We start from the raw sequence: 13,602 nt of genomic DNA, 5'->3' as shown, positions 1-13,602 counted from the left end.
CCCGTTCCATATAGATTCTCTTTGTATCTAAGTACTATTCCCAACATTTAATACTTCTAAAACCTCCCTAAACAACACCGAACCCCTACCAACAACCAACTCCAAAGGAACTTCCTTAACTCTCCCATCTCTCCCCACCATAACAACCCCATTCTCATAATCAACCCAAATCTGAACATCCTGCACATAATAACTCTTAATAGAAGATGCCTCATCTAAATTACGATGATCCAGTTCAACCTTAACTTGCTTCGTGAAACGGCGTAGCGTTTTCCAAAGAGTTCGTTCTTCCTTTGATTTCATGAATATTTCCGGGAGTTCTTGTACTTCTTTTAATAACGACATAGTTGTTATTGTGTATGTTTGAATGCCATATCCTACTGGGCGGATGAGGTGTTCTAGTTTTTTCCATGGCTCTAGTTTGAAATATACATACTCATCGTTTTGTTGCATTTGAATGTGTTTGATTTTGGCTACGTATTGGATTCCGCCTTTTTCTCCGTGCCATTTTTTCGGTGCATATAATGCTATGTACTTTGCTTCTTGCCATCCTGGTTTTAACTGTGTGACTGGTAACTGGTATAAACCTTCTTTTCTATATGCTTCATAGTCGGCTTCAGTTTTCACACTGCCCACTAATACTTTTTCTTCTAGCGAGGAGTGCCATTCTTCTTTTGTGCCTCTTGGAAGGATGCCTTCTCTTATAATTTCTTCTGGGCTTTTTTCAATGAGATGGTCTAGAAATTGTTCGACTAGTCTTGTTGCGTTTGGTAAGAATGGAAAGCCACCGATATTTACTTTTTCGATACTTTTATAAAATGGATGATTTTCGTACGCTTCCTCTTGGCTCCATGGGAATAGTACGTACGCTCCGTAAGCTGTTCGCTCAAAAGGCCCTTCTTGTTCCACTACTAGTGCGTCTCTGTAACGATGCATTGTGTTAATATCTTCTTCCATTGGACCAGGGGTGCCATACTTCCTTTTATAATGAGATCTTTCAGCAAAATCAATTCGGTATTTCGCATCAAAAATGTATTGATATTGATACTTCTTTCCCTTTTTCTCAATAGCGAGCATCGTATCCGGTTTTTGTGTAACTGTTGGCAGTCTACCGTTTCTTTTCTGGAAATACAGTTCTATTACTTCATCAGTGACTGGATGCTTGAACGTTCTTTTTGCGGTTTTACTTTCATCTAACGTTACGTACAAACCGTCTTGTTTAACTTGAATAACATCTTGATGGAGCGGTATATATTTCTTTGATAGAATTTGTCCGAGTTTTAAATATGTCCAGTATTCGTATAGCCTTGCGACATCTTTTACCGACATTTTGAAAATTTGTCCTCTTAATGTTAAACCTCGCGATAGCATTAAGAAGATTTGATACGCATCTCTATAGCCTGCAGCCATTTGGATAACGAGTGAAAAGACAGAGCGATCTAATTTTCCGATTCCTCTCCAAAATGGATCGTTCAATTCATTTTTCATTCGATACTTCATATTTTTTACACGTTCTAGTAAATCTTCATCCGTTACACCACGTGTATATCTCGATTTTGACTCTAGCGCCTTAAGTAGATCATCTATTTTATGTACGACTCTTTGAATCATCCATTTAACAAATCGATTTTCCAGCGTATCATAAGAAACTTCCTTATAAGCTGTAATCCCTTTAGTCGGTATACTGTTTTCTCCTTGCAGCAAGTGTGGTCGCTTTCGCAAATAGTTCATTCCGACAGAATCCAATTTACGAATTTTTTCTCCTCGTACAAGTTGATGTCTAGTCATAAGCGTATGATGCGGCTGTCTTTTAATATGAGAGATCGACTTCATAAACCGCTCAAAGGAATCATTTAAAATACGATAAAACTCACTCTTCGATGGATTTGTAGCGTAAATTGCAGATGCTCCTAAGTAAGTTCTCTTTAGTAAATGAAACGCTAAATTATAAATTTCATCATTTACTTCATCCAATAAGGCTCTATAATCATCCTTATAATCAAGCTTTGCCGGGAAAACTTCAAATGTAACGGTTAATAAAGTATCTTGCTCGTCTTTAATTTCGAATGTTGTATTTCCTACTTCATTTGGAAACGAAAGATTCCCCATTAACACATGGAGTGGTCCCATTTGAATAGAACTAACTTGTTTTCGAAAACCCGGATGTTCATGATAAAAAGAGAGCTGCTTGTTATTTTTCGGAACAACAACAAGCTGATAACTTCTATTTTCAAAAAAGATTGGCGGGTGTTCGTTCCATTCGTCTAGCCTCTGCAATCTCGCATCAAATACAGAAACGGATTCTGTCTTCCCATCTACATGAAAATACATCATTTCATCCGCGTTCATAGCGTGATATTCTTTTAAACTCTCATATTTTTCATGATAAGGATTTCCTTTAATCGTCAATGATAGCTCCTCTGTTTCAATCTTAACTAGCTCTATCTCATTATTAGATCCAGAAAGAGGTGAAACCATCATACTCGAACCTCCTTAACATATGAGACAGCTTGTTAGCGGAACGAGGATACTTAGCATATGAAGCATCACTATTGCCACTATCATATTCTTCATTTGCACATAATACATACAATTGCTTTAATACCTCTTCCGTTCTTCCATCACTTCCTGCAAGACGCGGTAAAATCTTTTGATATATTTGATAATCAAGCGCCTCATCGAACGATAATAACTTCCCTTGCTCGTTATATGCCATATAGAAGCAAATTTCATCTCGTATACGATACCCAACTTGAGCTCCAACTGATTCAAGTATTTTATTTATTTTTATTAAAACGTTCGATATATTTCTAACAAGATCTTCGTTTTCTTTAAAACATTCTTTTAGATGAAGATACTCGGTTTCTAAAGAGCGATTTGAAGCAATTTCAGCTTCCTTCTCTTCTACATCCATTAAAAAATTAAAATAATCTAAGTTAACAGTATTAAACTCAATTGTATTCGCACGATCTAATACTTTCTTACTTAACGGATGTGTCGTTTCATCCATATTTACCGTTCCGATAATATATACATTTGATGGAATTGTAATATGCTTATTCGTAATTGATTCTGGAAGTACTGGTGACGTAACAACTTTTCCATCTTTCCACTTACGACTTTCAATTACACTTAAAAAGTCACTAAAGTAGTATTCCACTCGAGCTAAGTTCATCTCATCCAACACTACAAAATACGGCCTATTTGGATTTGCAGCTGCGTTTTCAAGAACGTTAATTAACGGTCTTTCTTGAAACTCCCCTTGAAGGTTCACATAACCAAGTAAATCAGAGCTATCACTCCAATCAGGTCGAACCGGAATAAGCGTAAATTGTCCATTCTCTTCTGTTGCCCCTAAACTCTCCGCAAACCACTGCACAATTTTCGTTTTCCCTGTACCTGAAATACCTGATAAAATTACAAACGGCTTCGTCTTTAATGAAAGGAAAAAGTTAATAAGATCCTTTTTCTCATAAAAGAAACCCTTACTTTGAATATAGGAAGACACATGATCAATAATGGATTGCTGATCTAAATGGACTTCTTTCCTCCCATAAATCACTTCATATTTTGTTCCTTCCTCTTTATAAGCTATGAATCCCTCATAATAGCGAAGCATTTCTTCTAGATCCTCTACTAATTCTTTTTCACTTGGCATTTTATTAGCATCGTACGCAATATATGCAGCTGTTGAATTCGCATATCCTTTCGCTTTTGAGCTTGTCCCTAGGAAAATTTCATCATCTTTTTTCACATTTTGGGACATATGTATTTGCTCACGAATCTCTTCTTTAATTTTTTGCATCTCTTCTTTAGACGTTTCCGTCACACCTTGCGCGAGCGTTAAATATAATCGCTCCATATCTTCACTAAATAAATAAACGATATAATATCCTCGTTGCGTAGATGTCGTAATATCTTTATTCATAATCGCAAGCCATGGAACAGCAGCCCAGTTTCCTTGTCCAATTGATCCTGTGACAACATACTGATTATGATCAATAAATGGTAATCTCGTTATTTCCGTTGTCATCTCATTCCTAACAACCGATCCCATTTTATGACTCGCGAATCTTTCTGTTCTTGCCTGTAAATACTCATTCATAACCGTTAAAAACTTTTCACGTAAATTACTGTTCATATTACCGCTCTCTTCCCCATCATCTTTTTCATATTGTTCAACAGGAATCCATTCATCATTAATTATTCCTACTTGTTCCAGCCAATCCAGTAAGTTACCCGTACGTCTCTTCGCCACTGATTCAAGCATCAAATTATCTCCTAATGAATTTCGGACAATCGTCATTCCCAAATCAACTAGAGCCTCTTTCTTGTCACCCTTTGAATACTTTTCTAGCAATCCAAGAATAAATAAAGCATGACGGAAATATTCCTGCTTTAAAACTAACTGTGCAATGTAAGCATTCTTATCTTCCGACTGAACATATTCATTTAATAAAAGCTGATTCATTTCATGAGATTCATTCAAAAATCCCAGTAACCTTAAATCTTGACGCGCGCGAGACTTCCTACTATATAAATTTTCATCCATTTGTTCACTTAACGTACTTGGATTATATGTACCATTTATGATCTCTTCTAAAAAGAGTATGACTTTATCGTATTTTTCGCTTGGTAGATTATCTGTTTGGAAGCCCTCAAACGCAATAGCTCTTTCTCCATTAATTTTTGTTACCTTTACAAAAGGTAATGCTGCAAATAGCGATATAAGAAAAGCATTCCGTTCCTCTTGTCGTACAAAATCGTTAACATTAACTAATTGAACATTTATTAAGTCTTGCCAAATTTGTTGAATCTCTTCACCATTCACACTAAATTCTAAATCCAACTCTCCTTCTATTCCAAATTCCCTTTCTACATATACTTCATTATTTTTTATCGTCGTAATCCAATTACATTTACTATCAATGATATGAGTAATTCGGTGCTTTACTTTAATAAATTCAATCATTATTTTTTCTAGCATCTTTATCCCCCGTAGCTACAATTAATTACAATTACTGTTATTTTATCAAACTATCTACAAGTAAAAAACATATGAATAAAACAATATTATTTAATCAACCAATCTACTTCAAAATAAAAAAGCTCTTATGACCTATATCAATAGAAACAACATATATACTTCTAAAACAGAAAAAAGGAGAGGAATCCTCTCCTTTTTTCTATAAATTTCTAATAACTATTTCATTTCTCCACTAGTTTCAACTAATTGATAAGAATCTTGAATAAATTTTTCTAATTCTTCGTCACTCATTTTATTAGAATTAGTACCTCTTTGAGTATTCGTAATATTATTGCGGAAGCTAACAATCATTGCAGGATTTTCTCTTGTCATATTAACTAAGTATTGTTTATCCGTAATCGATGTTTCATTTACTTCTAAGTTTTTAATTTCCTTTTTTGAAGCAAATTCTTCATACTTCGGACGTTTTTGATGTAAAATACTGTTTTCCTCACGATGCTTACGTTGCCTCCATATACTCACTACTTGTGTCCAATATCTATTAGAGCTATATAAATATTTTGAAACCATTATTTCCTTCGGTACTAATACAATTGGATGTCCATTGTAACTAGGCAGGCGTTCTATCTTCACTTCCCATCTATGCTTAACATGGTTCCAATAATGGAATTCAAAATCAAACGATAAGGCAATATCGTGAATTTCACATTGTTCTTGGGTAAATAAAACTAATTCTGCCTTTATTAAGCTAGCTACTAAATCTGATAATAAGTCCTCCCCAAATTCTGGAACGAAAACATAAAAATCTTCTAACCTTCCAACAATAACATCTTCTAACAACCCTTGCTTATGAACATATTCAAAAACTTTTGCTAATGATTCTTCTGAATTACCGTTACCTCGCGGAAAACCTTCAGTATAGCCTAAAAAAAGTTCATTCGATTCACCTGAGGATTGAAAATATTCTCTCGCCTTATCTGTTTCCCCTTTAGAATACAAATCAAATATTGTATTAAAAAAATCTTGAATAATTAAATCACACTTTTGAAACCAACCTCGCTCTTCAGCTACTATACGTGTAGGATCAATAAAAAGTTTATTATCCCTATCAATACGTATATTAGCAAAATCAAAATTAGATTGACTATGATTTTTCAAATCAAATTTCTCCGAAAATTTCATGTGAACTCTCCTCTTAATTAATATTTTTCTAAGCTTATATAAAGTCCCTTTAATCTTATAAAAGCTTTAATTTGCTTCATCACTTAAATCTATATTCTCCTCAGATTTATGATAGGCAATATAATCATCCACAATACTTTTTATCAACCTATCCATTGCAATAAATACCGTTAAAAAAAGAAATACTAAATAATCGTTAAATTGATTAGGAGTATCTATTCCCATCAAAATTTTAAAATCATTATAGCCTTTTCCAAGTGCTATCACCATTAATAAAAAGTAACTAAGTATTCTTCTCATATTTTGCGAGACTAAATCACGATCTGTAAAGTAAATAAAAGTTATTAAGGAAATTGGCAATATGATGATTACTATATAATAAATTTGATATGGCATATGTTTAAAATTGACTACCCCTACGAAAAAAACACATATTATCGTGATATGAATCATTAAACTAAGTGCAGTTTTCCCAAATAGAATACCTAGTCTATTTATCAAATAATTATCTTGATTAATCTTTTTCAACATTTTTTGGATAATACTATTAAAAGCACCTAATTCTTTTTCTATATCAAACTTAATGCGGCTAACTATTACAACAAATACGGAGTAAGCACATACTACACTTAAGATTGACCATTTTATTCTCTCTATATCTGCTCCAATAATAATCTGAAAAACAAAATAGATCAGTGCCATTGTCGCAACGATAACCAACAATTCAAATGCCATCAGAACATTTTTAATTATTTGGTTTGAATACTTCATTAACCTCTTTGCGCTTACTTCCCCAATTTTCTCTAAAAACGGAAGAATCACTTTATTTATAAGAAAGTAAGATATCATCCCTCCTACTACAATTAAAAATAAATATAACAAAAACAACTTCATATCCTGCATAATCCTACTCTCCTTTTCTTAATATATCTCTATATTAGCAATCTTTCCGGTAATAATAACGTCACATAATTACAATATTTCTTATTGTTGAAACTTTTTGGATAAAAAAACTCCAATCACCTAAAATTCTTACTGGGTGATTGGAATTCCATAAAATCTATTATTATATACATAAACTTCCTTAAATATATTTCGTTTTACTTTTCGTATAACTTTAACAATTTTCTTCCTTCTTTAAGAATTTCAGCTCTTAAACTATCTGGTCTTATTACTTCTACAGCCGCTCCCATACCCAAAATCCATTTCTTTATCGATTTTTCCCCACTCATTCTTGCTCGAAACTGAATACTACCATCCGAATTATATTCTATAATTTGATTTTCTCCCCAAATGGATTCTGGTACAGACACAGTAAATGGTGGATGTATTAGTAATTCTACCTCTAGTGGCTCATTCATAATTCCAAATCTAGGGAACTCTTTTTGAATATCAAATTCCTCAGGGATTGTGTATATATCATAAATAATTCGAATATCTTTCATTCGGGACAATTTGAACATGCGTGTGTCTTTTCTACGCTCACACATGGCAATGCAGTAGAAGAACTCGTTGTAATGTACAAATCCATATGGAGCAATGATACGTTCAGATCTTTCACCAGATTGTTTTTCATACTGAATTTTCACTTTGCATCTTGCTCCAAAAGCTTCTTGTAACTGTATATATTTTCGACTTTCATCTGAAAACTCATAATTCGGTCTGGACCGCTGCACAAAATAAATATGACGATCTCGATCTTTCTCCAGTTTTCTTAATGCTTTCAGCTTATCCAATGCTACTTGTGCATCACCTGAATATATAGAATTCCCTTTAGATAGTAATTGTTCAACCGCAAATGTTAAAGCATGTAATTCTTTATGAGACAAGTTTTTTATTGGGAATAAGGATGTATTAGAAATATAGTATCCACCCCCACGCCCTCTTTCACTTTCAACAAAAATTCCTGCTTTTTCAAGCTCATCCCGATAGATACGAATCATGCGCTCTTTAACTTCAAGCTCTTCAGCGAGCTCGCTAATTTTCATTTTTCCTCGTCCATGAAGAAGCTCTATCATCCGAAGAGAATTACTTAACTTACTCATGACTATTCTTCCTTTCTAACCTTTAACAATAAAACTATTAGAAAAATCTTTTTTTTTATGTTTATACCTATTTATCACTCACATAAAATGGCCAACTTTTCGCCTTCTTCAGGCCCCAACTAAAATTCATAATAAAAAGATGCAGTATATATACTACATCTCTTTCCTTATCTTTAGAAAATCAGCTAAATAATACATTTTTTCTTTTAATTATTAGTTACAAAACCTTAACTAAACATCCACTAATCGCTTTTGGATTTTCTTCCAATGCCTTTTAATCTGCTGATTAATCAAACTTTCTAGTTTCTTATTTCCTTCGAAAACTGCATGTGCTTTCTTACAATACGATATAAAATTACCGTGCCCTTTATAATTTCTCCCTAAATGTGAATATAGTAAATATAGTTTTTTACGCCCAACTTTCTTTTCTTTTTTTACGCTCGCCCAATTAATTGAATTAATTTTTTTATATGTACGATGGTAATATTTAAATAAGCTTTTTTCTCTTATTTTCACAGTCATTCCATCAAAAGAGAAACCTAAATAGTCCATTTTACTTTCTCTTTTTCTTTGATAATCTTCGTAAATATTATTATTCGCATAATAAAGAACACTCGTTTTACTATCGCCCATAGTCACTTTATTTCTCTTAACTACAGATTTAATAAAAGATACATGATCATTTGATGGATCCTGACCGTCACTTGTCATGGGAAGCACCATTATAATATCATCACTATATCTCCTGTAAATCCCTCCGTATTTTAAAGCATATTGATTCAATTTCCGATCAAGATCAATTGCATAAACATTAGCTAATACAGCACTTATTGCCGTTCCTTGAGGAATTCCAACTCCTGTATCATTCGATTTAATGTTTACTCGCTTACGAAATTCTCTGAATTCTGCGGGAGTGTAATAACGTTCTCTACTTTTTTTGTCCCTTGCTATTTTTTCTTTTGTACATTCAAGATCACTAATTACCTCTTCTTTTTCTACCCAATTATACCTTGTAATATGTTTAAAAACGTTCCACCAATCTTTAGATAATTTATCCTGCTCTTCTAAGACCTCTATTAATTTTTCTTTAAGTATTGCATGATCCAGACTGTCGAAATAACTAGAAAAATCAGACACAAATATAAACGCTTGTTGTTGCTCAGAAATAAAATTAATTACCTCAGCTGCAAAGTGAATGTTACTCTTTCCCATTTTATTATTACGATACGCCAGTGATACATGATCAATTCCTTTTCCAATACAAGTATTGTTATACTTATGATTTAGAATTTCGCCATAATGCTTATATATATAACCATCCATATGGCCAGAATAAAAAATATCTCTTTCTTTTGGAGAAGATAGGGTACCATTCTTAAATTTATATGATATTTTCTTGTAATGTATAAATGGATAAAAACTATGCGCTGCTATGTAAAAAGGATTTTGAAGATTTTCTTTTACCTTTTTATTGACTTTTATACGTTGATCAAAATGAGGAAATGGTTTTATATGATACTTTTCATAATTAATTTTTATTTTAGACATACTAACTGAGTGAGCTTAAAGGGCCATATTAACTGCAGTTGTTAGAAGACCCTTTGAGCTTAAACTCCTTTCCGCATGATTCATGCGACTGCGATTCATTTAACTCGTATACTATAGTTATGGCAACAATAGTACTGTGGATTGGTGGTGATGACAGAATGATTGAAGTAATCATGTTCATGTCAACCTTGTCAGATATCTGGAATGGTCTCGGAGTTATCCTTCGAAACACCAGACTTGACAAAGAAACATCCACATCCCCAAAACCTAACGTTAAGGGCAATATAATTATATATATTTTTCCAATAAAATTCAATTATTTTACTTTTACAAAATAGCCAAACTTCCTAATCTCATAAAATAACTAATATGATAAATTCAAAATGTTTAAGAGGGTATATCCTACATACACGAAATACTAAACCTTTTGTTTGGGATCTATTTACCTCTTCCTCACCATTCCCCCATACCACCCACTACTCTCCTCCAAAAACCCCCTACTCTCCCCACTCCCCTTATAAAAACTCTCCCAACCCCGCTCCCTCAAAATCCCCTTCCAACTATCACTCTCCACCATCCTCTTAATCACACCATCCCAATAAGCAACCTCTTCCTCCGTCATATCTTTCGGGCCCATAATTCCTTTCCAGTGCTGGAAGATGACGTTGATTCCTTGTTCTTTCCAGGTTGGGATTCCTGGTAGTCGGTCTAGGCGTTTTGGTGCGGATACGGCTAGTATTTTTATTTTGCCGGCTTTGTATTGTTTTTCGGCTTCGGATAGGGTCATGGTTGCGGCGCCTATTTGTTTGTTCGTTAGGGCGTTTATGATTTTTTCTTTGTTTTCGTAGACGAAGAATTGTAGTTCGGCAGGGTTTATGCCGAATGCTTTGCCTACTTGTACGAATGATAGGTGATCGTCGTTTCCTAGGCCAGGGGCAACGCCGATTTTGAAATTATTCTTGTTTTGTTTTAGTTGTTCCATGAGTTGTTTTGCGTTTTCTATGTTTGAGTCTTTTGAGACGACAACGACTTCCCAATCTGATGCGAGTGTCGCGAGCGGTGTAAAGTCTTTATATGTTAGTTTACTGTGGCCTAGTAGATTGTTCGTTATGAGTAAGCTTGAGTTAATCGCGAGTACGTGACCGCCTTTTTGTTTCGTATATTTCCATCCGACATCACCGCTGCCACCAACTTTGTTTGTGACAGTGATTGGTTTTGTGAAGATTTTTTCTTCTGTTAATGTTTTTTGCATCGCTCGCGCTGTTAAGTCCCATCCTGCTCCTTGAACGTTTGGCGCAACGATTTCTACTTTGTCTATGTTTACTGTATTCGTTTGAGATTTTTCCGAAGAACAACCAGCTATTACTCCTGTCATGATCCATATACATAGTAATAATCGTTTTTTCATAGTCCTCGTCCTATTCGGTATTTTCGTTCTGGTCGTCCGATAATACCGTATGTGTACTCTACTGTACATTCGTTTGTCGCTACTAAATATTCTAAATATCTTCTTGCGGTTGTTCTGGAGGCACCCATTTGTTCTCCCATTTCTTCTATTGTAATTCCCGCTTCAAATCCTTTTATAATCCCTTTCACTTTTTGCAATGTTAACGGATCCACACCTGTCGGTAAGTTTTTTATATCTTGTGTTTGCGAAGTGCCGAAGAAGTTATCGATAAGCGCTTGATTCACTTCATTGTTACTATGTAATAATTGCTTCTTTCTTTTATAGTCTTCAATTGTGCGAACGAATTTTTCTAACGTGACCGGTTTTATAAGGTAGTTGCTTACGCCATTTCGAATTGCTTTTTCTAGCATATGGTTTTCATTTGCCGCTGTTACCATAATGACATCAATATTTGGAAAGTCAGCATGAATTTTTGGCAATAAGTCTGCGCCGATTCCGTCTGGTAAGTAATTATCTAATAGAAGCAAATCGATTTCTTCTCTTTGTAGTAATTCCATCGTTTCTTTCGCGTTCAATGCTTTTCCAATCACTTTTACGTCCTTTATTTTTGATAAAAACTCTTCCTGAATTTGCGCGACGCGGAAATCATCTTCTGCAATTGCAACCTTCAACATATGCCCATCCCCCTGTTTGTTATGTACTGTCTCTCAATGTTTTCGGAAGGTAAATTGTAAAAATCGCTCCCCCATTTTTCTCGTTTTGAATCTCAATTGTTCCCCCTAGTAGATCTACCATTTCTTTCACGTTTGCTAGTCCGTAACCACGATCATTTCCTTTCGTTGAAAACCCTTTTTGAAAAATGGTCGTGATTTTTTCTTCTGGTATCCCTATCCCGCTATCTATCACTTCAAACACAATATCGTGCCCAATATCCGTAACAAAGAAGGAAACATTCTTCTCCTCTCGTTCACTCACCGCATCAAACGCATTGTCGATTATATTTCCAAGGATTGTAATAAGGTGCGAAACTTTTATATGGTCTGGTAACGGATGAAGCGCACTATCTCCTTCAATATGAAAATCGATTTTCTTCTCAGATGCTGTTCCGATTTTCCCTAATAAAATAGCTTGTACTTTTGCATCATGAATTTGATGAAATAAAATATGATTTTGACTTTGATGAATATTAGATTCTTGCTGAATAAATTCAATCGCTTCTTTGTAATGTCCTAACTGAAGTAATCCTGATAAAACGAAAAGCTTATTTGTAAATTCATGCGTTTGAGCGCGTAAGTCCTCGGAATACTTTCTTACCTCAGATATCGTATTCACTAAGTTTTGCAGTTCTGTTTTATCTCTAAAACTACATACAACGCCTACCGTACTGTTATTTTCAAGTATCGGCGTCATGTTTAAAATGAACACTTTATTTTGAAACGCGATTTCTTGATCGTTTTCTAGCACTCTCTCCATATTAAATTCTGGTAAAACTTTTGAAATGTGCTGCTGCATATAATCACCATTTACATGTAGCATCTCTTCTGCCGATGTGTTCATCATCGTAATCAAACCGTTTTGATCAATAGCGATAATTCCTTCTTTTATAGATAGTAGTATTGCGCTTCGTTCCCGGTATAACGCTGCGATTTCATTCGGCTCTAAACCGAGTGTATCTTTCCGGATGCTGCGTGCTAAAAGGATGCCACCAACAATCCCGGCTAATAATACCGCTAAAGAAAAGAGTATAATTTCTTTCGTTCTGCTCAGTATGTTAGATTCGATACCTTTTATTAAAAACTCTACTGTCACAACACCTACGACTTGATCGTAGTCTCCGTTATGAACAATAATGGGTGCCTTCGCCATTAAAGCCGGACCACTTTCACCATTTCCTTCAAGCGTATAGTATCCGCCAAAAGTGAGTGCTTCATAGTTATATGGATTGTTACTCTTTGTACCAATCAACTCCGAATTAGAATGAGAATACATCACCCCAAAGCGATCTTCTATAATGACATAATCTGCACCAGCTTGCTCACGAACTTGTTCCGCAATAGATTGAATCGTACTTTTATGCTCGTTATTTTGAAAAGCATCTTTTATAGCAGGCATAAAAGAAAGCGACTTCGCTGTTTGAAGTGCTAACTGCTCCACTTGGCGCTTCGTATCAACGGACTGAATGTAAACAAATATTCCCGCTAATAGGAGAACGACAAATAATATTAACGTAATAATTAAGCTTACTATTTTCGTTTGTAATGACACTTTGCGTGATTTCTTCATGCTTCATATCCTTTGATAAAATATTCTAAACTATCAATCTCCTTTTTCTATTATTATGACAAAACTAATAATGAAGCAACTATTAAAACTCTCCATGTACATAAAGTACAAAAAGAATAAAATTGTCATAATATTGAGATTTTATTCTA

At 34.4% G+C, this 13,602-nt stretch carries 9 protein-coding genes; all 9 read right to left on the bottom strand.

The annotated features are described in order from the left end of the window. Positions 1-27: 27 nt before the first annotated feature. Positions 28-2,478, bottom strand: coding sequence for a DUF2357 domain-containing protein (locus ACTFOB_RS07725; RefSeq protein ID WP_440026745.1), 2,451 nt, complete (start codon positions 2,476-2,478; stop codon positions 28-30). Continuing rightward, positions 2,453-4,987 carry an MrcB family domain-containing protein gene (locus tag ACTFOB_RS07720; protein ID WP_440026472.1) on the bottom strand — a complete coding sequence of 845 codons (2,535 nt, stop codon included), beginning with the start codon at positions 4,985-4,987 and terminating at the stop codon, positions 2,453-2,455. The genes ACTFOB_RS07725 and ACTFOB_RS07720 overlap by 26 nt, the downstream gene beginning before the upstream one ends. 216 nt (positions 4,988-5,203) lie before the next feature. Then, entirely contained in the window at positions 5,204-6,169 is a 966-nt protein-coding gene (locus ACTFOB_RS07715; RefSeq protein ID WP_440026471.1) for a hypothetical protein, read from the bottom strand. A gap of 66 nt (positions 6,170-6,235) precedes the next feature. Next, entirely contained in the window at positions 6,236-7,072 is an 837-nt protein-coding gene (locus ACTFOB_RS07710) for a hypothetical protein (protein WP_440026469.1), read from the bottom strand. Positions 7,073-7,269: 197 nt separating this feature from the next. Then, positions 7,270-8,214 (bottom strand): helix-turn-helix transcriptional regulator, encoded by a 945-nt coding sequence (locus ACTFOB_RS07705; RefSeq protein WP_440026467.1) that lies wholly within the window; start codon positions 8,212-8,214, stop codon positions 7,270-7,272. A gap of 231 nt (positions 8,215-8,445) precedes the next feature. Continuing rightward, positions 8,446-9,762 (bottom strand): reverse transcriptase domain-containing protein, encoded by a 1,317-nt coding sequence (locus tag ACTFOB_RS07700; RefSeq protein ID WP_440026466.1) that lies wholly within the window; start codon positions 9,760-9,762, stop codon positions 8,446-8,448. A gap of 442 nt (positions 9,763-10,204) precedes the next feature. Further along, a complete protein-coding gene (locus tag ACTFOB_RS07695) occupies positions 10,205-11,170 on the bottom strand; it encodes a tripartite tricarboxylate transporter substrate binding protein (protein WP_440026463.1) in 966 nt (321 codons plus the stop codon). Continuing rightward, complete coding sequence (locus ACTFOB_RS07690) at positions 11,167-11,844, bottom strand: response regulator (RefSeq protein WP_440026461.1); 678 nt, start codon at positions 11,842-11,844, stop codon at positions 11,167-11,169. Before ACTFOB_RS07690 ends, ACTFOB_RS07695 begins: the two co-directional genes overlap by 4 nt. Before the next feature lie 19 nt (positions 11,845-11,863). Beyond that, positions 11,864-13,453 carry an ATP-binding protein gene (locus tag ACTFOB_RS07685; RefSeq protein ID WP_440026459.1) on the bottom strand — a complete coding sequence of 530 codons (1,590 nt, stop codon included), beginning with the start codon at positions 13,451-13,453 and terminating at the stop codon, positions 11,864-11,866. Positions 13,454-13,602: the final 149 nt, after the last annotated feature.

The sequence above is a fragment of the Bacillus cereus group sp. MYBK79-1 genome, from assembly GCF_051915365.1.
GTDB lineage: Bacteria > Bacillota > Bacilli > Bacillales > Bacillaceae_G > Bacillus_A.
Note: the sequence above shows the minus strand (reverse complement) of the source record. Positions and strands in the feature narration are given on the sequence as shown.